The organism is Nocardia aurantiaca (assembly GCF_009708175.1).
GTDB lineage: Bacteria > Actinomycetota > Actinomycetes > Mycobacteriales > Mycobacteriaceae > Nocardia > Nocardia aurantiaca.
Genome location: NZ_WMBB01000016.1, coordinates 126,449 through 150,000, shown reverse-complemented (window position 1 = coordinate 150,000; position 23,552 = coordinate 126,449). Strand labels below are relative to the sequence as shown.

25 protein-coding genes are annotated in these 23,552 nt (G+C 66.3%); 14 read left to right on the top strand and 11 right to left on the bottom strand.

The window, feature by feature from the left end:
* Nucleotides 1–107 precede the first annotated feature (107 nt).
* Nucleotides 108–3,545, bottom strand: a complete 3,438-nt coding sequence (locus tag GLP40_RS29080) for a serine/threonine-protein kinase (RefSeq protein WP_154791206.1) — start codon at nucleotides 3,543–3,545, stop codon at nucleotides 108–110.
* A gap of 809 nt (nucleotides 3,546–4,354) precedes the next feature.
* Between GLP40_RS29080 and GLP40_RS29075 the strand changes: the two genes are divergently transcribed.
* From GLP40_RS29075 to GLP40_RS29060, 4 genes are all read left to right on the top strand, one after another.
* Nucleotides 4,355–4,504, top strand: coding sequence for a hypothetical protein (locus GLP40_RS29075; RefSeq protein ID WP_154791205.1), 150 nt, complete (start codon nucleotides 4,355–4,357; stop codon nucleotides 4,502–4,504).
* A 24-nt stretch (nucleotides 4,505–4,528) separates the two neighbouring features.
* On the top strand, nucleotides 4,529–4,999 hold the full coding sequence (locus GLP40_RS29070; RefSeq protein ID WP_154791204.1) for a nitroreductase family deazaflavin-dependent oxidoreductase: 471 nt from the start codon (nucleotides 4,529–4,531) through the stop codon (nucleotides 4,997–4,999).
* Nucleotides 5,000–5,228: 229 nt separating this feature from the next.
* The gene (locus tag GLP40_RS29065; RefSeq protein WP_154791203.1) at nucleotides 5,229–6,425 is read left to right on the top strand and encodes an alcohol dehydrogenase catalytic domain-containing protein; all 1,197 of its coding nucleotides are present in this window, start codon (nucleotides 5,229–5,231) and stop codon (nucleotides 6,423–6,425) included.
* Between the two features lie 65 nt (nucleotides 6,426–6,490).
* Entirely contained in the window at nucleotides 6,491–6,793 is a 303-nt protein-coding gene (locus GLP40_RS29060) for a hypothetical protein (RefSeq protein WP_154791202.1), read from the top strand.
* 89 nt (nucleotides 6,794–6,882) lie between these two features.
* Here the strand turns inward: GLP40_RS29060 and GLP40_RS29055 are convergent, their stop codons facing one another.
* Together GLP40_RS29055 and GLP40_RS34165 are read right to left on the bottom strand one after the other, a co-directional pair.
* The gene (locus GLP40_RS29055) at nucleotides 6,883–7,056 is read right to left on the bottom strand and encodes a hypothetical protein (protein ID WP_154791201.1); all 174 of its coding nucleotides are present in this window, start codon (nucleotides 7,054–7,056) and stop codon (nucleotides 6,883–6,885) included.
* A 353-nt stretch (nucleotides 7,057–7,409) separates the two neighbouring features.
* Nucleotides 7,410–7,661 carry a hypothetical protein gene (locus GLP40_RS34165; protein ID WP_230330039.1) on the bottom strand — a complete coding sequence of 84 codons (252 nt, stop codon included), beginning with the start codon at nucleotides 7,659–7,661 and terminating at the stop codon, nucleotides 7,410–7,412.
* 440 nt (nucleotides 7,662–8,101) lie between these two features.
* Between GLP40_RS34165 and GLP40_RS29050 the strand changes: the two genes are divergently transcribed.
* Nucleotides 8,102–8,680 carry a hypothetical protein gene (locus tag GLP40_RS29050; protein ID WP_154791200.1) on the top strand — a complete coding sequence of 193 codons (579 nt, stop codon included), beginning with the start codon at nucleotides 8,102–8,104 and terminating at the stop codon, nucleotides 8,678–8,680.
* Between the two features lie 332 nt (nucleotides 8,681–9,012).
* Nucleotides 9,013–9,420, top strand: coding sequence for an STAS domain-containing protein (locus tag GLP40_RS29045; RefSeq protein ID WP_154791199.1), 408 nt, complete (start codon nucleotides 9,013–9,015; stop codon nucleotides 9,418–9,420).
* Between the two features lie 218 nt (nucleotides 9,421–9,638).
* On the opposite strand, the gene GLP40_RS29040 is transcribed toward GLP40_RS29045, so the two are convergent.
* Nucleotides 9,639–10,184, bottom strand: coding sequence for a lysozyme family protein (locus GLP40_RS29040; RefSeq protein ID WP_230330038.1), 546 nt, complete (start codon nucleotides 10,182–10,184; stop codon nucleotides 9,639–9,641).
* A gap of 350 nt (nucleotides 10,185–10,534) precedes the next feature.
* On the opposite strand from GLP40_RS29040, the gene GLP40_RS29035 reads away from it, so the two are divergent.
* Entirely contained in the window at nucleotides 10,535–10,948 is a 414-nt protein-coding gene (locus GLP40_RS29035; RefSeq protein WP_154791197.1) for a hypothetical protein, read from the top strand.
* Nucleotides 10,949–11,533: 585 nt separating this feature from the next.
* Here the strand turns inward: GLP40_RS29035 and GLP40_RS29030 are convergent.
* From GLP40_RS29030 to GLP40_RS29010, 5 genes are all read right to left on the bottom strand, one after another.
* The gene (locus GLP40_RS29030) at nucleotides 11,534–12,508 is read right to left on the bottom strand and encodes a TolB family protein (RefSeq protein WP_154791196.1); all 975 of its coding nucleotides are present in this window, start codon (nucleotides 12,506–12,508) and stop codon (nucleotides 11,534–11,536) included.
* Nucleotides 12,505–13,797, bottom strand: coding sequence for an MFS transporter (locus GLP40_RS29025; RefSeq protein WP_328290791.1), 1,293 nt, complete (start codon nucleotides 13,795–13,797; stop codon nucleotides 12,505–12,507). The genes GLP40_RS29030 and GLP40_RS29025 overlap by 4 nt, the downstream gene beginning before the upstream one ends.
* Nucleotides 13,798–13,903: 106 nt before the next feature.
* A complete protein-coding gene (locus GLP40_RS29020; protein ID WP_328290790.1) occupies nucleotides 13,904–14,755 on the bottom strand; it encodes an alkaline phosphatase family protein in 852 nt (283 codons plus the stop codon).
* 870 nt (nucleotides 14,756–15,625) lie between these two features.
* Complete coding sequence (locus GLP40_RS29015; RefSeq protein WP_154791194.1) at nucleotides 15,626–16,867, bottom strand: cytochrome P450 family protein; 1,242 nt, start codon at nucleotides 16,865–16,867, stop codon at nucleotides 15,626–15,628.
* A gap of 287 nt (nucleotides 16,868–17,154) precedes the next feature.
* On the bottom strand, nucleotides 17,155–17,697 hold the full coding sequence (locus tag GLP40_RS29010; protein ID WP_196054834.1) for a CGNR zinc finger domain-containing protein: 543 nt from the start codon (nucleotides 17,695–17,697) through the stop codon (nucleotides 17,155–17,157).
* Between the two features lie 87 nt (nucleotides 17,698–17,784).
* Here GLP40_RS29010 and GLP40_RS29005 point away from each other — a divergent pair, with 87 nt between their 5' ends.
* Nucleotides 17,785–18,189: a tautomerase family protein gene (locus GLP40_RS29005; RefSeq protein ID WP_154791192.1), complete on the top strand. Its 405-nt coding sequence runs from the start codon at nucleotides 17,785–17,787 to the stop codon at nucleotides 18,187–18,189.
* A 333-nt stretch (nucleotides 18,190–18,522) separates the two neighbouring features.
* Here the strand turns inward: GLP40_RS29005 and GLP40_RS29000 are convergent, their stop codons facing one another.
* On the bottom strand, nucleotides 18,523–19,344 hold the full coding sequence (locus GLP40_RS29000; protein WP_407671702.1) for a class I SAM-dependent methyltransferase: 822 nt from the start codon (nucleotides 19,342–19,344) through the stop codon (nucleotides 18,523–18,525).
* Nucleotides 19,345–19,585: 241 nt separating this feature from the next.
* Nucleotides 19,586–20,296, bottom strand: a complete 711-nt coding sequence (locus tag GLP40_RS28995) for a succinate dehydrogenase iron-sulfur subunit (protein WP_230330049.1) — start codon at nucleotides 20,294–20,296, stop codon at nucleotides 19,586–19,588.
* A 439-nt stretch (nucleotides 20,297–20,735) separates the two neighbouring features.
* Between GLP40_RS28995 and GLP40_RS28990 the strand changes: the two genes are divergently transcribed.
* The 6 genes from GLP40_RS28990 to GLP40_RS28965 all read left to right on the top strand — a co-directional run bounded on the left by GLP40_RS28990 (nucleotide 20,736) and on the right by GLP40_RS28965 (nucleotide 23,549).
* The gene (locus tag GLP40_RS28990) at nucleotides 20,736–21,122 is read left to right on the top strand and encodes a 1-acyl-sn-glycerol-3-phosphate acyltransferase (protein ID WP_407671700.1); all 387 of its coding nucleotides are present in this window, start codon (nucleotides 20,736–20,738) and stop codon (nucleotides 21,120–21,122) included.
* Between the two features lie 326 nt (nucleotides 21,123–21,448).
* Complete coding sequence (locus GLP40_RS35165) at nucleotides 21,449–21,562, top strand: hypothetical protein (protein ID WP_154791190.1); 114 nt, start codon at nucleotides 21,449–21,451, stop codon at nucleotides 21,560–21,562.
* A 110-nt stretch (nucleotides 21,563–21,672) separates the two neighbouring features.
* Nucleotides 21,673–22,476: an alpha/beta fold hydrolase gene (locus tag GLP40_RS28980; RefSeq protein WP_154791189.1), complete on the top strand. Its 804-nt coding sequence runs from the start codon at nucleotides 21,673–21,675 to the stop codon at nucleotides 22,474–22,476.
* A gap of 27 nt (nucleotides 22,477–22,503) precedes the next feature.
* On the top strand, nucleotides 22,504–22,839 hold the full coding sequence (locus GLP40_RS28975) for a hypothetical protein (RefSeq protein ID WP_154791188.1): 336 nt from the start codon (nucleotides 22,504–22,506) through the stop codon (nucleotides 22,837–22,839).
* Between the two features lie 99 nt (nucleotides 22,840–22,938).
* Complete coding sequence (locus GLP40_RS28970) at nucleotides 22,939–23,352, top strand: hypothetical protein (RefSeq protein WP_154791187.1); 414 nt, start codon at nucleotides 22,939–22,941, stop codon at nucleotides 23,350–23,352.
* Nucleotides 23,349–23,549 (top strand): DUF6186 family protein, encoded by a 201-nt coding sequence (locus GLP40_RS28965; protein WP_154791186.1) that lies wholly within the window; start codon nucleotides 23,349–23,351, stop codon nucleotides 23,547–23,549. The genes GLP40_RS28970 and GLP40_RS28965 overlap by 4 nt, the downstream gene beginning before the upstream one ends.
* The last annotated feature ends 3 nt before the right edge of the window (nucleotides 23,550–23,552 follow it).

Below are 23,552 nucleotides of genomic sequence, written 5' to 3'. Positions count from 1 at the left end.
ATCGCGTTTCGCCAGGAGAACCCCGTGGGGCCGAACGCCACCCTCGCCTCGGCATCACCGCGGCGATGCGGTCACGTCGAGGCGCGCGACAGGCGAATCGTTGGCAGTCAGTAGTTCTCGGGCAACCCGCGCCGGTTGGGCAGAATGTACTCGAACTCCGTGAGCACCTGCCGAAGGAACCCGCGGGCGAGACGCTGAGCTGATGTCGTTGCGCCGTAAATGGTTTCGAGCACCGGCTGCAGCTGTCTGCCGGAATCGACGACCGGCCGCACGAGACCTTGTTCGGCGCAGCGCGTCAGCGCGGGTTCCAGGACCTTCGCGGCCTCGGCCGTCCGGTCGGCCGCCGCCAAGCAGCACCCATACAAGAGTTCGGCATTCAACAGCGCGCGAGGGCGGTTCTGTGTGGCGATCACGTCCACGAGCCGCCGCGCTCGCCGACACGCCCGCTCGGCCGCCGCCGGGGTTTCCTCGCGCAGCAGCAGCCGGATCGCCGAATCGTGGGACAGTTCGGCGATCATTGCCGTCGGAGCGTCGGGGTGGGCGGAATAGGGCTCGAGTTGTTCGAGGTCGCGCCTGTCGGCATCGGTGATCGGCAAGCCCAATCGAATGCGCTCGTTGACGATTCGCGCAGCCAGGCGCGGCAGCGCCAGATTCGCCGCCGCCTTCGCCCCCTCATCCAATCGCTGGTTCATGGTGTCCAGGTCGCCCCGCACCGCGGCCAGGCGCGCGCCCGTGCCGTAGCCGGCCGCCAGGAACTCGACCGCCCCGGCCTCGAGTCCCAGTCCGGCCGCGATCAGTTCCTCGGCCTCGATGAACTGCCCTTTCTCATAGAGCAATTCGCCGAGCAACGCGCTGGCGAACCGGGTGGCCTGCGATTGCCCGCCGCTCTGCAGGGCCTGGCTCAGGGCGGTGCGGAATTGCGTCTCGGCCGCGGCGATCTCGAGCTGCTCATAGGAGGCGCTGCCGGCGATGCAATCGCAGTACATCGGACCGAACGGTCCGCGCGCCCTGTCCCGGAACGGTTCGACCCACCGATGCCACCGGTGCACTTCGTCGTAGTCGAAGCGATACAACGCCGACACCATCGCCACCACCGCCAGCGCATGGGCCAGAAAGGGCCGGGCCGAATCCCGGCCCTGCGCCAGCTCCGGGGCCAGAACCAGTGGCTGATCGGTGATCAATGCCAGGGCGGCACGCGCGAGCTTCAGCTCGAACTCGAGGTCCTCACGACCTTCGTCCTGCCGCAGCGCGGAGAGAGCCGTGCCGGCCCCCTCCAACGCGGCCAGCGCGGCGGCCGGTCGTTGCACGGCAAGGTTCGCCCAGGCGATGTACAGCTGCAGCCGAGGATCCGACGCCGTCAGCGAGCCGGGCAACTTGGCCGCGAGACCCAGCAGGGTCGCGGTGCGGGAGCGTTCCATGAGTTGTTCGGCATGATCGGCCACCAGTTCGCGGGCGCGCTGGGGTTCGCCGGCGGCGAGCATGTGATCGACTGCCTCGGTGAGCATGTCGTGGGAGGTGAACCACCGCGCGGCGGTCAGGTGCAGCTCTTCGAGAAGTCCGGGGTGCAGCCGGATCAGGCGGTCGCGCAGGAAGTCCGCGAACAGCGTGTGATAGCGGAACCAGCGCAGATCGTCATCGACACTGCGCAGAAACAGATCTCGCTGCCGCACCTGTTCCAGCATGTCCTGCCCATGGCTCACACCGGTCAACGCTTCGGCGAGCTCATCGTTGACGCGCTCGGGAACCGAAGTCCGCATGACGAATTCGAGCAACTCGGGCTCGAGCGCGTCGACGACGTTCTCCATCAGGTACTCCCCGATGGCGTAGTGGCGCCCCGTGATCTGATCGATGTACGCGCCCGGATCGTCGCGCCCCCGCAGCGACATCGACGCCAGTTGCAGCGCGGCCGCCCATCCTTCGGTCGATTCGCGCAACCGCTCGACCTCCGCGTCCGCCAGCGTCAGCCCGCTCGTATCCGAGAGGAAGGTCGCGGTCTCTTCGTCGTCGAATCGTAGTGCGGATTCGTCGATCTCGATGAGCTCGTCGCGAACCCGCATGCGCCCCAGCGGAAGTCCGGTGCGGCTGCGGCTGGTGACGATCAACCGCAGGTGATGACAGCCGTGGTCGAGCAGAAACTCCATCGCCGCCACGGTCGCCGGGCTGGTCACCCGATGCCAATCGTCGATCACCAGTGCCACCGTCTCGCCGCCATTGTGAATCTCGTCGATGAGACTGGTCATGACATGCCGCGCGGCATCACTGGCGTGCTCCTCGAGCAGCCTCTCCAAGTCCGCCGCCACCCCGGGATGGGCGTAGCGAATCGCCTCGATCACATGCGACAGGAACCAGACGACATTGTCGTCATCCTCATCCACGCTGAGCCAGGCGACTCGAACACCTTCAGCGGCAAGGATATTCACCCACTCCGCGGCCAGCGTGCTCTTCCCGAACCCGACGGGCCCGTGAATCAGCACCAGCCGCCGAGCCTGCCCTTCCCGCAGACGGTCGAGCAGTCGACCGCGTCGTACCGGCTGACGCGGTGAGCTCGGCGGCCGGTACCGCGTGGACGGTGTCGGCGCCATCGCCCGGCCATGACGTAACGCGGGGGCGGGTGCCGGCGGCGCGAGTTCCGGGACCCCGCTCTCGGACGGTAGCGCCATCGAATCCACGGCCAGCCCACAGGAGAACTGGATCGTGCGCAGCCGCTCGCCGAACTCCCGGGCGGTGGCGGGCCGATCCGAGGGATCCTGCGCCATCGCCGATTCCAGCGCCGCGCACAGCGGCCCCGGCACACCGCTGGACCGCAGGTCGGGTACCGGTTCGGAGGTGATCCGCGCGAACTGCTCGGCCAGGGACTCACCGTCCCGGCGTTCGAAGGCGGCATGACCGGTGAGCAGGCAGAACAGTGTCGCGCCCAACCCGTAGATGTCGGCGCTCGGCGTCGGCGGGGATCCGCGGAAGACCTCGGGTGCGGTGAACGCCGGGGTCCCGGCGATGAGCCCGGCAGAGGACTCCAAAGCCCCACCGATGCGGGCGATTCCGAAATCGCTCAGCTGCGGCTCGCCGTAGTCCGAGACCAGGATGTTGGCGGGATTGACATCGCGATGCACGATGCCGTGCGCATGCGCGGCCGCCAGCGCTCCCGCGATCTTCACCCCGACCGACAACACCTCCTGCCACGGCATCGCCCCGCGCTCGCGGATCCGCGCCTGCAGTGACCCGAGAGCGCAGAACTGCATGACCAGATAGGGCCGACCCGTGGCGGTGACATCGGCGGACAGCACCTGAACGATGTGGGGATGCCCACCGAACCGGGCCAGCGCCCGCTGTTCCCGGAGGAAGCGCGCCCGCTCGTCGTCACTCGATTGCGTATCGAGGACCTTGACCGCGACCAGGCGGTCCAGGGAATGCTCGACACAGCGGTAGACGACACCGAATCCACCACGGCCGATCTCCTGGGCATCGTCGAATCCCGCCGCGGCAAGCTCCGCGACAAGACCGATCCGCAGGTCGGGCTGCGTCCCGCCATCGTCTCGTTCGGCCATGACTTTCGATCACCCACCCGGCGGGATACACAAACCACCTGCCACACGGCGAGATCGCGGTGTGCCCGCCGCCAACCGAAGGTCGTCGTAGCCACCCATTCGCCTCACCTCTCGACATGAGAATCGGCCTCGACCCCTGATCGTAACCATCGGATTGCACTACCGATGAAGTCTCGGCAAACCGACCACCGACCTCGCCGCCGGACCCTGCGACGACCGGCCGACCACTCCGCAGCATCTGATCCCGACAGCTCGACGCGACCGGTCCGCGGGATGCGAGGTAACGGCCGCGTGGCAGGACACGGCCTGCTCACCCAGGGCGGCCTTGCCCACGCGGTGGAGCTGATGGAAGTGCCGGTGGCGAGCGGACGGACGGCTCCCACACATGCATATGACAACTATTGCATTGAGCATTGATGCGGTATCGTCCGAACTCGTGCCGTTACACGTTCCCGCCTCGAGCACCACGGGCACGATTTCACCGATCCGATGAGCCTGACCAGCGACTATCTGTTCTATACCGCGATAGCGGCGGCCGTTGGCGCGGTACTGTTCACCTTGCCGGCCTGGAATTCCGTGCGCGGCGCGCGTCCGGTGCGATGGCTGACGCGGCTGCTCATAGTCGGCCCGTGCCGAGCGACGGCGGTCGCGGTCCTGGGCTTGTGGGTCGACAACGACTTCGCGCTCCACGGCTCACGGAATGATCTGCTGGGCCGGCGGCCTGCAGGCGCACCGGCAGGGGGCTGCCCACGGTAACGCGAATGGCGTTGCGCGCCTTGTTACGAGGTCGGCGACACACGCTGGCGACCATGACCGGCACCGTGCCGGCACTGATCCTGATCCTCGCTCCGGTCGACATGATCGCCGGCATGTCGCAAGGCGCCGCATCCGCGATTCGATTCCCAGCCGCCCGGCTGGTCCAGCGCATCGCCCGCGTGGTGCGCGAACGTGCCCAATAGCCACTCCACGGAACGGAATCCGACATGCCCCTCACCCGAACCGTCGCCAAGATCAGCGCTCGGGCCCTGCGCACCCGCGGACTCGTACGCGCGCCGATCGCGCTCTACCGATCCGGCCTCGGCTTCCTCTTCGGCACCCGCATGCTGATGCTGCAACACACCGGACGACGCAGTGGCGCAGAACGATTCGTCGTACTCGAGGTCGTCGACCGCCCGGCCCCGGACCAGATCGTCATCGTTTCAGGATTCGGCACACGCGCCCAGTGGTACCGCAATATCGAGGCCGACCCCCGTGTCCGCGTCTGGATCGGGGCCCGGCGCCGAATCCCGGCCACCGCGACCCCGATGAGCACCGAGGAGTCGGCCACCGCACTCGGCCACTACATCGACCACCACCCCGTCGCGTGGAAACGACTACGCGCCACCATCGAACAAGCCACGGGAAGGCCGGTCGACACGCTGCCGATGGTCCGGCTGCGATTGAGTCCGTCATGAAACCCGCGCGGGCGTCGCTGGCGACCAGCGCGACCCCGGTCTGGCCCCACGGCCGAGATATCGCGAACAGGTGCGCCCGCGCGGTCTGCCATCGCTTTTCCGCCCTCGATCGGTCGTGATGTGAATAGCCGGATGGACACCGGGTATGCGGGCCAAGTCAGGCCGGCGGGTTCCGCGCCGGTTCCGGTGACGTCATGCGTGATGTGCGGCGTCGGGTCGAGGAGGACGAATGAAGGCCGTGACATGGCAGGGATTTCGCAAGGTGTCGGTCGAGAATGTGCCCGATCCGCGCATCGAGGAACCGACCGATGCCGTCATCCGGGTGACGTCGACTGGTATTTGCGGGTCGGATCTGCACCTGTACGAGGTGCTCGGCAGCTATATGAGCACCGGTGACGTTCTCGGGCACGAGTCGATCGGCATTGTGGAGGAGGTCGGTCCGGCGGTCACGAATCTGGCCGCTGGTGACCGGGTGGTGGTTCCTTTCCAGATCAGCTGTGGTCACTGCTTCATGTGTGGTCAAGGCTTGTCCACGCAGTGTGAGACCACGCAGGTTCGTGAATATGGGTGCGGCGCGGCGCTGTTCGGATACTCGAAGCTCTACGGCCGGGTTCCCGGCGGACAGGCCGAGTATCTGCGGGTGCCGCACGCCGCGTTCACCCACATCACGGTGCCACATGGGCCCGACGATTCTCGGTACCTGTATCTGTCCGATGTGCTGCCGACCGCGTGGCAGGCGGTGGAATACGCCGCGGTGCCCGACGGCGGCTCGGTCACAGTGCTGGGGCTGGGGCCCATCGGTGACATGGCTTGCCGCATCGCCGCGCACCGGGGGTATCGAGTGATCGGCGTCGACCGTGTGCCCGAGCGGTTGCGCCGGGTCACTGAGCGCGGCATCGAATGCGTCGATCTCTCGACCGCGGATCGGTCCGTGGGCGCGATCGTCCGCGATCTCACCGACGGCCGCGGCACCGACTCGGTGATCGACGCGGTCGGCATGGAGGCGCACGGGTCGCCGCTGGCGGCGCTGACGCAGCGATCGGCGGCGCTCCTGCCGGATTCGTTGGCGCGGAAGGTGAGTGACACCGCCGGCATCGATCGGCTGGCGGCGTTGCAGACCGCGATCGATGTGGTCCGGCGAGGAGGAACGATCTCCTTGGCCGGCGTGTACGGCGGCATGGTCGATCCCATTCCGATGCGGATCTTGTTCGACAAACAGATCCAGTTGCGCATGGGTCAGGCCAACGTCAAACGCTGGGTGCCCGACCTGCTGCCGCTGCTCGATGACGGCGATCCTCTCGGCGTCGAAAGCTTTGCCACACATCGGCTTCCGCTGACCGCCGCCGACGACGCCTACCGGATGTTCCAGCGCAAGTCCGACGGCGCGGTGAAGATCCTGCTCGATCCCACCGCGGAGCCGGTGTGACCATGAACGGATGTGGACGGCAACTGGCCGCAAGTCGGCGCACGCATCGAGCACAGCGTGGGCGCATGGCCACTGATGGTGCAGGACGCCACGACAGTGACCGCCGCGGATCCGCCGCGCCTGCTCGAGTTGCAGGCCGGCATGTGGCCGTTCGGTCGGGCCCGATCCGGCTGGAACTCACCAGCATTGATGCCGATCACACCGAAATCCGGATGTTCGAGACCTTTACCCATGGAATCGGGCGTCTCCTTCCCGACGCGGTGCAAGCCATACTGCTGAAACCGCGTAACAAGGAATCGCTGATACGGCTGAGCGACCTCATCACCGCCGAATATCGCACCGGCGCGACAGGACCCCCGCGCGGCTGAGTACCAGTGGTGACGCCGTTCGCCGCCGCGATAGTTCACCGACCGTGGTCTCCGAACCGAGTCCCATGACGACCCGACGCGGCGCGACGTCAGACAACGCCACCGCTCTCGGGATCCATACCGCCCAGTCCCCGCGGCGATTCGGTCTCTCCGTTCGGGTCCGGATCGGTCGTCACTGTCTCGTGCTCGCTGGCGAAATCCGGCTCGCGGCCGTCGTCGTCGAGATCCGCCCGCTCACGCGGATCGCCTGTCGTGCTGCCCATATCTCCTCCTCCGTCGACGGTTCGCGATTGGACCATCGCTATACCCCGGCGCCGGACACTGTTCGAGAAACGGTCGCCAACGCGCACAAGCGGGATAATCGCCAGCGCACATGCGCGCGAATCAGGTTGTGCCGCAAGACGAGTCAACTCAACGCTACCGACAGCCAGCGCTGCCGCGCCAACAGTCGCCGAACCGAGGCGACAGCGCGGAAGAAGCCCCACGACCGGCTGCCGTCAAGGGGCTGCGTCCACCGGCAGGGGCCGCTGCAATGTACACCGAGTTACAGCAGCGGATCGGAGTTCCCGGACGCGCTCCCACACAGCGGCGGCTGGCTCCTGGTCGCACCGCCGCTCTATTGGCTGGGCTGCGGCAGCTTGACATCGCAGTTGTTCACCCTGGGGTTCGCACCGGAGTAATTGAGTGGGCCGGCGATGATTGTCAGTGCGATGGTCCCTCCACTGGCACAGTTGCGGGGGGCGCTATCGAAGTAGTGACGCTGCCCCGCGGCGACAACACCGACGATCAGCCAAACCACCACAAGCACCGCCACGATACCGCCCAGACGGGTGCCGCCTGCTCGTAACCTGCTATCTCGGTAGATCATTGCTCGACTCCCGTTATCTACGCCAGGGAAGTGGAACATTCGCCCGGTCGATAGGCGCGATACCCGCCGAGCCCGCGGCCAAACCGGCATTGATCCGACCGTGCTCGAGCACGTCGGACAGGACATGACGTGGGCGTGTGGTCCGCCGACTCATCAGGCCAATTCATCGTCGGCCGGCGCCTCGACCCATCGACCCGGCGGGTGCGGTCGGTCGGCGCGCGGTCGAACTGTTCGAGGCCCACGCCGATGACAGTGGCCCCTGCCCGCACCATTTGAGACGGCTGGAGGCGCGTCGGCACCGGTACCGATGAAGCTGCCCGGCCCCACGTCGGTGCGCAGCCTCGCGACATACGCGCGATAGTTCACCGCGGATCAGGCAGTGCGGGGCCCGGCGGGCGTGTCAGCGCGGGGTCTGCGCCGCGACTGCGAGCATGGGTGTCATGTCCAAGCCGAAGGAGAAGAAGACGCTCTGGCGGGTCTGGCAAACCGCGCGCGACAGCCGCCCCGGCACCAAGGGCCAGGAGGACGAGTCCATCACGCCGGTACAAGCCGAGCTCTGGCATCGCCGATACCCGCCGTCCAGCGTCATGCAGGCATTGGGCACCGAATGCGGCCATCCGGTGTCCGGCGCTGACATGCGGGTCTTCGCCGGGTTGGATATCCTGATGCGCGCCCGCGGCTGGAGTTTCATCAGGGAATGCTCCGGCCCTCAACTGCTCACCTTCCGCTACGCGCCCTCCGAGGTCGGCTTCGACTACTCGAACCAAGGCCTCGAACCGGTCACCAAGGTCCTGGTTGTCCTGGATCGCTCGCTGGCGACAGACGCCGTCGCAGCCTGCGAGGTCGAAATCCTGCTGGTCGGCGCCCCACGCTGGCAAGCCCACCTCACCGGCCTGTCCGGACTCACCACTCATCTGCGCGTCATCGAGGCCTACCGACCCGCAGACCCGACCCCGATCTCCTTCCCACTCGCCCGTACTCGGTTGGCTGAGCGTGTGGGCCGAATTCCGACCGTGTGATACCGACAGATACCAGATCCGAGAGCCCGTTCAGGGTGCGCTCGCGGCGGCCGCGCGCCGAGCGGGGGCACATTCGGGCAAGTCCGGTGTGGCGTGGCGTGCGGTCCTCACCATCGAGGGTGAGATCGCGAGGGGGAATCCGTCCACACAAGGACGCGCCCGAACGAGATACCCGTTCCTGGCACGTATCGCATAACTGGCTCCGGCCCAGGAGAACTGAGGGTGGACGACGGGACCGCTCTGCCGTGTAGAGAGCCCCGCGGTCGGCGCTCGGTACAGGCAACCCGGGACTGTCCCGGTCGGCTTGGCCGGCGTCCGCGGCGGGGTACGCTATGTGCAGGGATCTGGGAAAAAGTCTGCGCGCCCGAAACCAGGTGATCGTAATGAGTTACCTCCCTTCTCCCGGCCTGCTGAGCATCACGGCCTCGACCACGGCCGACCACACACACCTCTGCACCATCCGCGGCGAGATCGACGCTCTGACAGCTCCCACGTTCCAGAAGGCGCTGTTCGACTGCGTCGGCATCGGCGAATCGACCGTCATCGATCTGAGAGAGGTCACGTTCTTCGGTGTGGCCGGGGTTCGGGCCCTGATCGCGGTCCAGGACTACGCCGACCGGTGCCATTGTGGGATGTGTATCGAGGGGTCTTACTGCGTCATACGGGTACTGGAAGTACTCGGTCTGGCAGGCAATTTCGACCTTTGCGCTCCTCGGCCCACCGAAACGGCCCAACAATAACCGTCGATCCGCCTCGCGATGATCGGGGAACGATTTGTGTCGCGGCACGTGCTCGTCCACCGCTGGTGAGGGGGCGCCGACCCGCAACGAGACCCGCCTCTTGGTTCGCGATCCTCATCAGGCCACCGGCCAGGTCGGGCGAGAATGTCCTGGATCATCAGCACGTGGAAGACCAGGGCGGTCTGGCGGATTCCCATCGGACACAGCCATCGGCCCCGCTACTTCTGATATCCGATTGCGGCGTTGCGCACTTGGTTCACGTAGGCGGCGGAGTGGTTGTAGGCCAGGATCGCTTGTCGCCAGCCGTGAGCGGTGGCCAGGTCGCCGCCGGCCGCGCACAGATACCGGCCGGCGGCCAGGGCCGCATCGTCGATATTGTCCGGGCTCCCCGAAAGATCGCTGGTGGCCGCTTGTTTGCCGGTCCCCAAGGTGTTGGCGAGAGTGTTGTAGTCGGTGCCGGCGCGCACACCCCAGCGTTTCCAGGTGTCGGGGATGAACTGGAACGGACCCATCGCGCGGGCGTACACCGTGTGCCCGGCTCGAGCCGTGGCGTCAGGGTCGACTATCCGCGCGTTGCCGCCCGTGCCGTCCAAGGCGATTCCGCGGATCGGTGGCCGCACCAGACCGTCGGCGGCGATGGTGGCACCGCCGAATCGGGCGTGATCGCTTTCCACACGGGCGATTCCGGCCAGGGTGACCCACCCGAGATGGCATCCGGGCTGTGCCTTCGACATGGCCACCGTCGCGTATGCGTAAGCCTGCATCGCGCGCACGGGCACCCCGTTTTCTGCGGACCGCGCTCGAGCCCATTCACGAAGCTGGTCGAGCGGCTGTTCGACCGCGCCCAGGCGAATCGCCGGGACCGGCTCACCTGCATGAGGCGGCGCCGGATCGAGACTTCGATCCGACGCGTCACCGCATCCCGCGAGGACGGCCGCAACCGCGGCCACCAACAGCGCCGGGCGCGCTGTCAGCACACGCCGACCGCGCGGGCCGGGTGAATAGGGTTTCGTCATCGGCCCTCGAAATACATTGTCGCAGTAGGTCTTCCCATCCGGGCTACTTGGCCGGGAGGGGCGCGGACGTCGCGGGATTCGGCTTCGTGGGCTTGTGCGTGGCCGGCGGCACCGGCCGTGGTGGAGTCGTGGTCGGTGGGTGTGCGATCGTCGGCCGGGACGGTGGCGGTACCGGCTTCCGGTCGGTTGTCCTGGTGGTTGTGGGGGTCGACGGAGTGCGCCGGGGCGATGTGGGTGTCGGCTTGCCGGTCGGTGTCGTTGTCGAGGTCACAGTCGGTGTCGTTGTCGGGATGACAGTCGGTGTCGTCGTCGGGACCCCGGACGATGTTGTCGTCGGGACCCCGGTCGGCGGCGTCGTCGTACCGCCGGACGTCGAGCTTGTCGGGACGCTGGTCGTTGTCGTCGTTGTCGTCGTTGTCTCGATCGGCGAGGTGCTCGCCGGAAGAGTGGTGCTGGTGACCGGAACAGTGGTTGTGGTGATCGGATCCGGGCTGGTGCTGACGCCGACCTGAGCGGCCTGGCTCGTGTCCGATGGAGGGGCGACCTGCACCGAAAAGCCCATGCTCGCACTCACACTCACGCTGAAGGATGGACCGGAGGACGGGGTGGGGGTCAGGGTATCGGTGCTCGTCGTGGGCGAATCGCTCATGGTGTTCGCGGGCGACTCGCTGGTGGGCGTGTCGGTACCGGGGGTGTCCGCGTCGCCCGGGGTATCCGCCTCCGTGGTGTCATCCGGAACGGTTCCATCATCCGGGGTCTCCGAAATGCTGGCGACGTCGCTGATCGCCCCGACCTCGGTACTCGAATCCGCCCCGTTCGACGTCTCGGAAACGTCCGACGATGCCAGAACATTGCTCGCCTTTTCGGTTCGCCGCGAATCGGTTGCCAACACGGATCCTCCGATAACGAGTGCGATCAGCGCGGCGACAGCCCCGGCACGGGGCAGGTCGCGGACCGCGAGCCGCGGCGATTTCTGGTGACTGTCGAGGAATTCGGTGGAATTTTTTCGACCGGGTTCGTTATTAGCCGATGATTGCATCAGGAATTATTTTTCTTCTCCGAAGCGAGTTCTGCCTGTCAGAATTTCCGTATTCAAATCAGCCGAGTGCCGCCGGGGATTCGGCGTGCGGGATGAGCAGACGTGAACCGCCCGAGCCGTCCGCCGGGACAGCCCAGACATCCGAGTCGGTGCCCCGCGCAATGGCGTAACCGATGGTGTTCGAATCCAGCCAGGCCGGCTGGTCGTCCACGCTGCGGGTTTCGGCCAGGGGGGTCCGCACGCCCGAGGCCAGATCCAGTACGGTCAGCCGCCAGCCCTTCCCGGGGTCTCCGTCGATCGCCGATTTGAAGGCGATACGCCTGCCATCCGGGGACAGCGATGGGCACTCCACGTTCTGCGCGATGGTGCGAATGCTCTTCGCCGCGATGTCACCTTGCACGAGGAACCGGCGTCCGTCGGTGGACATCGTGGCGTAGAAAGTGTTGTCGTCGGCGGCGAACGTGATACCCCAGAAATTGAGGTCGGCCGCGGTGTAGGGACGGCCGTCCAGGGTCACTGGGAGGAATTCCAGTGAGTCGATCATGTCCCCGGTTTCGATGTCGATCAGTCCCGCGCGGGTGGAGAACCGTCCGTTGTTGTACGAGTCGCCCGCCACGAAAACCGTCCAGGCCACCAGCCGCCCGTCCCCGGATACCCGGGCGCGGTTCGGCACGCCGACCAGCGGGATCTCCCGCTTCACAGTGAGTGTGCTGTCGAGGATGGCGGCCTGGAAGGTGGAGAGAGCGCCATCCTGTCGCAGACAGACGCCGGTGCCGCCCGCCGCGTGGACCCGCAGGCAGTCGAGCGCGGATACCGAGCGTGGCCCGCCCGGATTCTCCGCGGGCACCATCGCCAGGTGGCCCTTGCTGTCGGGTGCGGTGCTGCGGAACAGAATCCGCCCGCCCGTGAGACTCAGGGCGTCGGACGCGGATACCGCGGGCGGCACGCGGGTCACCACGAACATGCCGTAACCGACCGCGACGGCGGTCAGCAGCACGAACCCGAGCAGTGCGAGGAGCATTCGCCGAGTCATGCGTGCTCCTCGGCGACGTCCCCGGCGGAACCGGCGGTGTTCGTGGCCGGGATGCCGCGCAGCAGGAGGCCGATAACGAGCACGGCCACCGCGACCAGAACCGCGGCGACGCGGCTCGCGTCGGCCGGCCCCCACACCGTCCAGGCCAGCCCGAACATCACCGAGGACACCAGGTAGGACAGCGCCTGTCCGGTCTGGATCAGCGCAATTCCCGTGGTACGCAGGGATTCGGGCAGGACCGGGCCCGCCAGCGCCATGAGTATGCCGTCGGTGGCCGCGTAGAACAGGCCGTAGAGCGCGAGCACCATCAGGAGGAGAGCAGTGCCGCCGAACGGCCCGAACAGCAACAGATACACCAGCACCAGCGCGGTGTAGCCTACGAGCACCACTTTCAGTCGGCCGATCTTATCGGCGAGCATGCCCAGCGGCGTGGCCAGCAGCAGATAGGACAGGTTCGTCCCGACGGCCAGCAACGGGAACCAGCTGACGCTGAGGTGTTCCCGGTGTTGCAGCAGCAGGTAGACGAAGCCGTCGCCGATGGTCACCATCCCGGCCAGGCACGCGGCGAGTACCAGCCGCCGCACCGGCGCCATCGCGATCAGACCCCCCAGCGCCGAGGGCGAGATCGTGCCCGTGGGTGGCTGTTCGTCGTGGTGGTCCCGAACGAAAAGCACCAGTATGAGTACACCGAACGCGGCGATGCAGAAACTGGCGACGAACACCGCGTCGTAGGATTGCGCAGTTGCGGCGAGGATGCCGAGCGCGACCAGTGGCCCGGTGAACGCCCCGATCGTGTCCATTGTCCGGTGCACGCCGAACGCGCGGCCGTACAGCTGCTGTGGGGTGGACAGGGTGATCAGAGCGTCACGCGGCGCAGTGCGCAGGCCCTTGCCTGTGCGGTCGATCGCGATAACCGCGCCGATCGCGCCGACGGCGCTGCCCGCGGCCAGCAGCCCGAGCTTGGCCACCGCCGACAACCCGTAACCGAGCCCCGCGATCAACTTGCGGCGGCGCGTCGAGTCGGCGATATATCCACCGACCAGCCGCAGCAGCGCTGTCGCGCCCGTGTATGTGCCGTCGACGACCCCGTAGACGGCGGGACTCAGATGCAACCCGACGACCAGGTACACCGGTAGTATCGCGGTCATCATTTCCGAGGAGATGTCGGTGACCAGGCTGACCGCGCCGAGCGCGAACACATTGCCGGTCAACAGGAAGAGCGCCTTCCTTCGCGACGGTGTCGGGGTGTCATCCCCGGCGTGCGGATGGTCGATCGTGGACAGGTACACGGGTGTGCCACCTTCGTGAGTTGCGCGAGACGCTCGCGGACACGCTGCCGGCATGTCCGCGAGCGGGTTTCCAGCTACCGATCAGTTGCGGTTGTCCGCGAGGCGGTCAGTTCCACACATTGGTGATCTCGGCGGCGGGGTTCAGGTGAGACAATCCGTTGGAGCTTTCGATGGTGCTCAGGACGTTGTAGTGGTTGATCTGGTTGGAGAAGCTGCCGACCTGGGTGTGCGCCCCCACGAACGTGGTGAAGATGTGGTTGGACGAACTGCCGTTGTCCTCGTCGAAGGTGACGATGAGCAGGCTGTTGTGCGTCTTCGCCCACTGGGCGTACGCGTCCATGTTGTTCTTCAGCCAGTTGTCACCCGTGGTGATCGAACAGTCGTGCATGTCGTTGCACAGGTCGGGCGCCACATACGAGACAGCAGGCAGGCTCGCGTAATTGGCCGAGCTCGGGAACTGGCTGAACCGCAGGTTGCTGGTCGCGGGCACATTGCTGAAGTTCGGCGCGGCATTGTGCTTGCGCGCGTACGTGCCGCTCGAGCAGCCGGTGTAACCGTCCGAGGGCATCGCCTCGGAGTAGCTCGTGTAGGTCTTCCCCGCGGTGATCAGCTGGTTGGCAATGTTGTTGCCGCTGAAGGTGTGCGGGCAGCTGTCGTCGGTGATGCCCTGGGTCGAGCCGGAGAACATCGCCAGGTAGTTGGGCTCACTCGGGTGGGTAACCCCGAAGGACTGGGTGAATTTCGCACCCTGACCGGCCAGGCTATTGAAGTACGGGGCGCTGGAACTGCCGTTGATCTGCGAGTAGGCATGGTTCTCGAACATCACCAGCACGATGTGATCGAACGTCGGCACCGTCGACGCCGCCTGCGCGGTGGGTGAGGTGACAACGGCCGCCGTCGTCACGCCGATGAAAGCTGCGGCCGCAAGGAGTGCGGGCACAATGCGCTTCCTGAACACGAATCCTCCTGAAGGATTAACCAACCCTGGCGCTGCCAGGTTCGGGAAATCCTGGAGGAAACCTGTGGCGCCGAGCCCAATGTTTCGAAGCCAGTGGATGTTCACGAAGTGAACAAATGAAGGGCGTAAGCCATTCTCTGGAAAGTATTTTTTCGGCCAATCGATGGGAAAGGTTCAACTGGTTAAATATTCAAATAATAGATGGACAAATAATCCGAAATAGATGGTCGAGTATTCAATCTGCGTTCCATGCGAATTTGTTTGCGGCTTCCCGATGTTCGTCAGTCCATGCGTACCGACTCGGCCCAGATCCCTTGCGCCCGAAGCATTCCGTTCGAAACCTCTTGCACCACAAGTGGTTTCAATCCGGAACCGCACCCGCCACAGCACACTCGCTCCGGTCGCGACGACCACATCCCATCCCCTGTCTCCTGACAGCTCGCCGACCAGATCCCATGATGTCGGCCTGTTACCTAGCGGCCGACTGTCAGGAGTTGTTCGATGGTTGTATGCGCTCGACGGTGGCAACGCTGTTGCGGGAGTTCACCTTCGGTCACGCCGAACAGCTGTGGCCGGTGATGGATGGACACCTGTGCAGCGCTGGCTGCTCGCAGTGGATCTGCTGCCCGGGTCCACACGTGCCGCTTTGTCGTTACCGACTCACCGCCGCGGCCGGGACTACGGCCATCAGAAACAGGGCGTGTCATACGGTCACACCACGATGGCCGCTAAACAGATTCTGCGCGAGGGACTTTCACCAATAACGGCCACGCTGTGCACCGACCTGGACGCCCCGGTGTGCCAGAACACTGGCCTGTCCCGCGGTGTCCGGTGGTTGCGAGTTCGCCGGGGACGCTGACCGAGCAGACCTCACATCTCGGGCAGCGGCGGCGAGGGCGTGAAGACGACCGGCAGCCCGGTCAGGGCGCGATGAAACGGCCCTGGCCGCCAAGACAATTCCGGCGCCGGGACCGCCAATCGGACTTCCGGGAGGGCGTCGAGCAATTGATCGACGGCCTCCTGGGCGATGAGGTAGGCCAGCGAACTGGCCGGGCAGGCGTGCGGGCCCACGCCCCAGGCGAGATGCGAGCGGTTACCGGTGAACACGCCGGCGCGGATCGCCGGATCGGTATTGCAGGCCGCCATGCTGATGACGACCGGCTGGTGCGCGGGCAGCCAACAGTCGTCGACGAGCACCGCCCGGGGCGGAAAGCTGATGCAGAAGTTGGCCATCGGGGGATCGTCGAAGAGCACCTCGTCGAGAGCGTCCCGGGTGGACAGGCTCCCGCCCAGCGCGCTGCTGCCGAACCGGTCGTCCACGAGGAGCAGCAGCAGCGTATTGACGATCAGATTCTGCTGCGGTTCGATGCCCGCGCCGTAGAGAGTGGCCAGTTGGTGCACCATCTCGGTGTCGCTCAGCCCGGCGGGGTGATGAAGCATGCGGGTGGTGACGTCGTCGCCGGGCTGCGCTCGTTTGTGCAGAGTCAGCCGCAGCAGGGCGTCCAAGAGCAGTTTGTTGCCCTGTTCCGCGCCGACGCCCTCGAAGATGGCGCGGAACCCTTCCGCCGCCTGCCCCGCGATGTCGACCGGACAGCCGAGCAGCTGGTTGAGCACCCGGAAGGCCAGTGGAAACGCGTAGTCGCGCACCAGATCCGCTGTTCCGGACGCACAGAACGAATTGATCAGCGACACCGCGACCCGTTCCACGGTGCCCTGCAGACCGTACCGATCGATCCCGGCCAGTCCCGCGGTATTGGTCTGCCGATACCGCGCATGCTCGATCCCCGCGCTCCGCAGAGCGTTCGGCCGCCACTGCATCATCGGCAGCACCGGGCAGTCGGCCCGCACCCCGGTCTGCCACACCCTCGGATCGGCCGGGAAACGATCCGGATCGTTGAGAATCCTTACCGCCGTACGATATCCGACCACCAACGTGGCGGGCACCCCCGGCGCCAACTCCACCGGAGCCAGCGCCCCGAATCTCTTTCGCAACTCCCGATATACCCGATGCGGGTCGGCCGCGAACTCCGGGGTGTAGATCGGCACCCGCCGACCGGCGGCTTCGACCTGCCCGGCCTGCGGGCCACGGGCGGACTGCACTGATTCCGACATCGAATCCACTTCATGCGGTGCGCAACACTCCACCGCCACCGGGCACCGCCCATCCCGGATGCAGAAGGACCACCCTACCCACCCGAGCGCTCCGCCGCGCGACTCTCGCTTCCTTTCCCCAATTCCGGCCCCGAACACAACGGTGCCAGCGCGGCGACGATCGTCGGTCACGCCGAACGCGACCCGTCGCCCAGTCGACCATCACGCGGGCCTCGTCACCGAGGACCCGGGCGTCACGCCGCCGCTGGGCAGAACCAGTCCCCATCGCACAGATAGCAGAAAAGGGGTCACCGGCGTGTGCGGAAGGCTCGTACGCGTTCGCGGTTGCCGCAGGTGGTCGAGGAGCACCAGCGACGCGGACGGCCGCCGGCCGGCGCGATGAATACGGTGCCGCAGGTTTCGGCTTCACATTGGTGCAGCCGGTCTCGCTCGGGTCCGGTCACCAGATCGACCGCATCGCGAGCGATGGATGTCAGCGCCTGATCGGTCGAGAACCGGCCGTGGGAGAGATGGAAGCCGGTTCGCTCATCCCAGACCAGCTTTCGAGGGATGTCGCACTGGTTGGCGGCGGTGTCGACCGTGGCCAGTGCAGCCGACCGGGGTGGGCGTCCTGTGGCGGCGGCCTCGACCAGATCGTATACGGCTTCTCGAAGCTCCCGTGCCGCAGACAGATCCGCATCGCTGCAACCGGCGACATCCAGGCCATACCTGGCCAGCCAATCCCGCAGTGCCCCGGGGTCGGGTAGCCGCTCGACCGGGGTGTCGGTGAAGCGGCCTCCTATGGTCGCCACCAGCGCCAGACTGATGCGCTCGATCTTCGAACCCGGCATCACACCTCCTGTAATGGTTTGACACATTACTCCGTGCCGGAGTAGTAATGGTTTGAACCATTACAGCTATGGATTGGATCGATACCGATGCCTTTCGCTCGCCTGACCATCGCCGATCTCGACTGTGCCGCGGACACACAGACCGCTCTCGCTGCCGATATCACAGAACTTCTCGAGCAGGATCTGCTGAAGGAACCGGAGGTCACCGTCGTGCAGATCAACCTGGTCCCCGCGGAGCGCTGGTTCGTCGCTGCGGCCCACCCGGTGGAGGCCACCGGCGTGCACTTGGAGGTCAGTATCACCGCCGGCACCAACACCGCCCAGGAAAAGGCGGCCTTCATCGGCCACGCCTACGATCTGCTGTCAAGTCGCCTCGGTCCGATGCCGGCGGCCGCATACGTCGCTCTCTATGAACTCGACGGCGAAAGCTACGGCTACAACGGGGTCACGCAGCTCGCCCGCCGCCGCCTCGACCCGGCCGAAAAGGACTGAGCCGCAGAGCGACCCGCCTCGGCACCCGAGGGTCGCGGCCCGAAAGTCACTCCAAGCAGGCAGTGAACACCAAACACATTGCGCTCAAACGGATTTAGTGACGGGCATGCCCACTTCCACGAAAGGTCGCTCCGAGGAGTTACCGCAGATAAGCGCCCCCTTATCTGTGGTAACTCGAGTGCCGACCTGGGCGAATGCACCGCATGGGCGGTACCGACTCGGGAAATCATCTGCGGTAGCCGGTCTTACCGCCAAACCCTGTGACCCTCGAGCCACCGCACGACGGCATCGCCCGCCAACCCTGCACGACCAGGCACTGCCCGCCGGACTGGCTCAGGGACGATCGCCGGCGCCTTTCACTGCCACCAGTTCGATCGCGACCAGGTGCTCGCGGTACTTGCGGAATGTCGAGCGCATGGACAGGATCCGGGACCGGGCACCGCGATCTCGCGCCACGTTGCCGACGAACCGCACCGTGCGCCACAACCCCTCGTCCGAGATCAGCCGACGCAGCCGCAGCAGCGTCATCGGCGCGAAACGAACCATCCGCACGGTGAAGCCCGCCTGTTCGACCAGATGTTTCCACTCCGAGGCGGTGAGCGGTCGCGCGTTCACCCGGATCGACTGCGCCAATGCCTTGCGGATCTCGGCTTTGTCCTCGTCGGGCATGGTGTCCGGCTGCAGCGCCAATTCGTGAATCGCGTACCGGCCGCCCGGACCCAGCAGACGTGACACCTCGGCGACGATGTTCGTCTTGGCCCGGTCGGACTGCAATGTCAGCATCGCTTCACCGATCACGACTTCCACACTCGCATCGGCCAGCCCGGTATCCTCCGCCGTGCCCGCGACCACCCGCCCCCGCGCACCGATCGCTGTCGCGGTCAGTGCCGCCGCCGCTGGGTCGGATTCGATACCGATGTAGCTGCGCGGGTCATGCTCGAGGATCCGCACCGCGGTCCGGCCCAACCCCGGCGCGATCTCCAGCACATCGGCGCCCGCGAGATCGGCGTCATCCAACAGATGCTCGGTCAACTCCCGGCCACCGGGCCGCAGCACCCGTTTACCCAGCCGGGCCAGGAGCCAGTGACCGGGCATATCAGCCGTCGACCGGTGGGCAAGCGGCAACTCCGACGGCGACCCTGCGGCATCGGACACCACGCGCTCCTCCCGATGATCAATACCATCCAGCAGCTATGTGTAGCCTACGCTCACCATCCCGAGTGACTGCGGTCCCTGACCGGCGCCCCGACCATCGAGCTCACCTCGGGGCTGCCGCCGAACAGTCCGCGAAACTACAGCGCGACGGTGGTGCGGTAGTCGTATCCTCCTGCGGAACCTCCGAGATGACCAACGACGCACGGGCACACAGGATTTGGCCGGTCGTTCGTCGTAGTGGTCAGCGGGTGAACATGAGAGCCCGCTTGACCTCGGTGATCGCCTTGGTCACCTGAATGCCGCGTGGACATGCCTGGGTGCAGTTGAAGGTGGTGCGGCAGCGCCACACCCCATCGATATCGTTGAGTATCTCGAGGCGCTCGGCCGCACCGTGGTCACGGCTGTCGAAGATGAACCGGTGCGCGTTGACGAACGCGGCCGGCCCGTAATACGTCTTCTCCGCCCAATAGACCGGACAACTGCTGGTGCAGCACGCGCACAAGATGCACTTGGTGGTGTCATCGAAACGCGCCCGATCCGCCGGGGACTGCAATCGTTCACGTTCCGGCGCGGGGCCATAAGTGATCAGATAGGGCTTGATCTCGCGGTACAGGTTGAAGAACGGCTCCATGTTTACAATCAGATCCTTCTCCACGGGCAGGCTGCGCAGTGGCGCGATCGTGATCGTGGTCGGGGCCCCGTCGCGCGGTAGGAGATCCTTGAGCAGGATCTTGCAGGCCAGCCGGTTGATGCCGTTGATCTGCATCGCATCCGATCCGCAGATGCCGTGCGCGCAGGAACGACGGAACGTCAGGGTGCCGTCGAGGTAGCTCTTGATGTAGATGAGCAGGTTCAGCATCCGGTCGGTCGGCAGCGCCGGCACCCGGAAGCTCTCCCAGTACGAGCCGCGGTCGTTGTCGGGATTGAACCTTGCGATCTTGACGATCACCATCACCGCGCCCTCGGGCACCGGCGCCGGCTTGGTGTGCGGTCGAGTCGCTGCGGTGAGGGAACCGACCGTGTCAGGCTCGCCAGGGGGCTGGGTCATCGGATGAAATCACGCTCCCATCTACTCGCGGGGCCGCGCTGAGGCAGGTGCAGCGGCGGTACCGGTGGTGCGCTCCTGTGCACACGGATGACTGTGCGCACCCATCGTCGCTCCGTCGCAGAGCAACGGCAAGGACCTACGCGGCCTCTCGGCATGTACGGCGTGGCCGGCGATCGACTCGGGCACACCACCACCGCATGGTCGGCAACTGGGTGGAGACGAAGCGAGCGATGTGGCCGAGGTGATTCCACTGCACGATAGCGACTTCGAGGCGCGGCAGCGCCCTGGCCGAGCCGGCCGGCGCTACGCCCGGTGACGTCGCCTGACCGAGCGAGCCGCGCAGGTGACCCCGCGCCGGCCGCGCAGCCTGGGCGATCTGGTCCGCGGCACTATCGCCGACGGTATCGGCGCCACCGCCGGTTTCGCGCGCCGCCGCCTCACCGGGAACTATCAGCTCGACGAGTTCGGCCTCGACGAGCACCTGCTCGAATTCGTCCTGCTGCCGGCGCTGCGACCGCTGTCGCAGCTGTGGTTCCGGGTGCAGGTCCACGGCATCGAGAATCTCCCGGAGTCCGACGCCGCGCTGACCGTGGCCAACCATGCGGGCGTGGTGGCGGTGGACGGTTTGATGCTGCAACCGGCCGTGCACGATCGCCATCCCAAGCAGCGGGCGCTGCGCCTGCTGGCCGCTGACTCGTCTTCGACCTACCGAGCTGGGGAGCCGATATAGCGGCGCGAGGCCGCTGGCCGTGAATGATCCGCGGGCTCCTCAGGGCCTCGTTTCCCGAACGTGAACAATTCGTACTCGAGCTGCCGAGGACCCGGACAGCGGACCGAGTCGGTATGAGCTGAGTCACAATTCGCTGCCTGCGTCAGTCCCGATGTCGAAACCTGCGCAGCCCGTTCGAGGAGTACTCGAGCGGCATCCCGGAAGACATCGAGGAGATGACATGCCCAACGTTCGCACCGATATGACAGTCTCACCGACGGCCTGGCGGACGCGATCAAGCGCGCGAAGGCCGCCTGTGGTGATCGGAATGTACATACGGCGGCGCGATGATGATGCAGCAGGCCATCGCCGAGGGACTATTCAAGGAGATGCACGTGCACATTGCACCGGTCTTGCTCGGGCAGGCACCCGGCTGTTCGAGCAACCGCCTGACACCCTGATCGAATTGGACCGATTCCACGTCCTCGATTCACCCGCAGTCACCCACCTCGGCTGCTGGTTCCCCACCGCCGCCTGACCGCGACCGCAACCATCGAAAGGCACGAGTTCCATGACCAGTCCCGTCCTGACCGCCGTCCACTCCCCCGACGGCAGCACGATCGCCGTCGAAACCATCGGCTCCGGCACACCGGTGATCCTCATCGGCGGAGCATTCAACGACCGCTCGACCGTTGCCGCGCTCGCCTCGACCCTGGCCCCGCACGTCACCGCCGTCAGCTACGACCGCCGCGGCCGTGGCGGTAGCAGCGATGTCCGTGGCGACTATGCCGTCCAATCCGAAATCGACGATCTAGCAGCCGTGATCGAGCATGTAGGCGGCGTTGCGCACGTGTTCGGTCATTCGTCCGGTGCCGCTCTGGCTTTGGAAGGCGTGCTACACGGGCTGCCGATCGACAAGGTCGCCGTGTACGAGATGCCCGCGGTGGTCGACGGCAACCGCGCCGAGCCGCCCACCGACGTCTTCGATCGGCTCGTCGCCCGCCTTGGTTGCGGCGACTACGACGGCGCGGCCGAACTGTTCCTCACCGAGCAGGTCGGGGTTCCGGCGTCGATAGTTGCCGATATGCGTCACGCACCGGTGTGGGAATTCCTATGCGCCCAGGCCAACAGCCTGCCCTATGACGTCGCCGTATCCGGTTCCCAGATGCGTCTGCAATCCGACCGCTACGCCACGATCACCATCCCGGCGCTGGTCGTCAACGGCGATCAGACCTGGCCGTGGATCCAGACCGCGAACCAAGCCCTGGCCACCGCCATCCCGAACGCACGCCGGGTAGTCCTGCCCGGCGCCGATCACGAAATCCTCCACCAGCCCGAACTGCTCGAACCGTTGCTGCTCGACTTCTTCGGCTGAGCAGGCGCACGGTACTCATGTACCTGCGTGACGATGTGGGTCGAGGGCGAGAAAGCCCTAGAGCTGTTGTGCCACAACGAGGTCGCCACGCCCAACACCTTCCGCGCTGACTGCCTGAACCCGCAGGAGGCCGATCGGCTCGACCCGAGGCGGGAAAGGCTTACGTCACGCCTTGCCGGTCGGCCCGGCTTCGGATTGTTCGCCGCGCACGCGCGCCGCCGCGAGCAGACCCGCTCGCACGACGGCCCATTCGGCGGTGTCGAGGAAGTAGGCGGCGAGGGCGACAGCGGTTTCGTGTTCGTGGCCCTCTCAGGGATCCGTTGTCCCGATGGGAGATTCCCCATCCGGCATCGACAAGGGTGAGTGTTCACCCCGCGGCCGCGTCCAGGGCAGAACATCACCGGATACAAACACGGCATACGGTCCGGTGATCGCCGACACCGGCTCCGGTACGGTACGGATGTGACAGGTGCGCCGGTCCGTATCGCCCGAACCCCGCACTTCCAGCGCGGCATTCGACTGGTCGCTCTGGTCGGGGCTGCCGCTATCGGGACCGCTACCCACCCGTTCGGCTGGACCTCGACAGCCGTGGTGGCCGGGCTGACCGTTGCGGTCCTCGTGCGCGCGGTGCGCCGCCCTTCCGAACCGATCCCGGCGAGCGCGCGGCTGCGCAACGGCGTGCTGTTGTGGTCGGCGTGCGCGCTGGCCGTCGTGGGCTGGGAGTTGTTCGCCCTGTCGCGCCAAGCGATCTGGAGTGTGCCCGATCCGAACCACCCCACGATCTCCACACTGCTCTCCCCCGTCCTCGAACACGGCCCGGGACGTTTCGTGGGCTGGCTGGCGTGGCTGGCCGTCGCCTGGCGGTGGCTGCGATGACCGACCGCGCACTCATCATCGCCGGGTATGCCGTGCTCGCCACGGTCGCTCTCGTGGCCGAGTTGGTCTCCCGATACCATCGCGACCGCCTCACCCCGCTCGGAGAGACCCTTCGCCTGCTGCTGTCCTCACGAACCCTGCGGGTCGTCGCGATCCTCGTCTGGGCCTGGCTGGGCTGGCATTTCCTCGCCCGCTGAAGC

Coding starts and splice junctions, on each gene's coding strand:
- GLP40_RS29080 (WP_154791206.1), bottom strand. CDS start 3,545: ATGGCCGAACGAGACGATGGCGGGACGCAGCCCGACCTGCGGATCGGT.
- GLP40_RS29050 (WP_154791200.1), top strand. CDS start 8,102: ATGTCCAAGCCGAAGGAGAAGAAGACGCTCTGGCGGGTCTGGCAAACC.
- GLP40_RS29065 (WP_154791203.1), top strand. CDS start 5,229: ATGAAGGCCGTGACATGGCAGGGATTTCGCAAGGTGTCGGTCGAGAAT.
- GLP40_RS29040 (WP_230330038.1), bottom strand. CDS start 10,184: ATGCAGGCTTACGCATACGCGACGGTGGCCATGTCGAAGGCACAGCCC.
- GLP40_RS35165 (WP_154791190.1), top strand. CDS start 21,449: ATGATGATGCAGCAGGCCATCGCCGAGGGACTATTCAAGGAGATGCAC.
- GLP40_RS34165 (WP_230330039.1), bottom strand. CDS start 7,661: ATGATCTACCGAGATAGCAGGTTACGAGCAGGCGGCACCCGTCTGGGC.
- GLP40_RS29030 (WP_154791196.1), bottom strand. CDS start 12,508: ATGACTCGGCGAATGCTCCTCGCACTGCTCGGGTTCGTGCTGCTGACC.
- GLP40_RS29075 (WP_154791205.1), top strand. CDS start 4,355: ATGACCGGCACCGTGCCGGCACTGATCCTGATCCTCGCTCCGGTCGAC.
- GLP40_RS28995 (WP_230330049.1), bottom strand. CDS start 20,296: ATGGTGATCGTCAAGATCGCAAGGTTCAATCCCGACAACGACCGCGGC.
- GLP40_RS29015 (WP_154791194.1), bottom strand. CDS start 16,867: ATGTCGGAATCAGTGCAGTCCGCCCGTGGCCCGCAGGCCGGGCAGGTC.
- GLP40_RS29060 (WP_154791202.1), top strand. CDS start 6,491: ATGGCCACTGATGGTGCAGGACGCCACGACAGTGACCGCCGCGGATCC.
- GLP40_RS29045 (WP_154791199.1), top strand. CDS start 9,013: ATGTGCAGGGATCTGGGAAAAAGTCTGCGCGCCCGAAACCAGGTGATC.
- GLP40_RS29010 (WP_196054834.1), bottom strand. CDS start 17,697: ATGCCGGGTTCGAAGATCGAGCGCATCAGTCTGGCGCTGGTGGCGACC.
- GLP40_RS28980 (WP_154791189.1), top strand. CDS start 21,673: ATGACCAGTCCCGTCCTGACCGCCGTCCACTCCCCCGACGGCAGCACG.
- GLP40_RS28965 (WP_154791186.1), top strand. CDS start 23,349: ATGACCGACCGCGCACTCATCATCGCCGGGTATGCCGTGCTCGCCACG.
- GLP40_RS29070 (WP_154791204.1), top strand. CDS start 4,529: ATGCCCCTCACCCGAACCGTCGCCAAGATCAGCGCTCGGGCCCTGCGC.
- GLP40_RS29055 (WP_154791201.1), bottom strand. CDS start 7,056: ATGGGCAGCACGACAGGCGATCCGCGTGAGCGGGCGGATCTCGACGAC.
- GLP40_RS29005 (WP_154791192.1), top strand. CDS start 17,785: ATGCCTTTCGCTCGCCTGACCATCGCCGATCTCGACTGTGCCGCGGAC.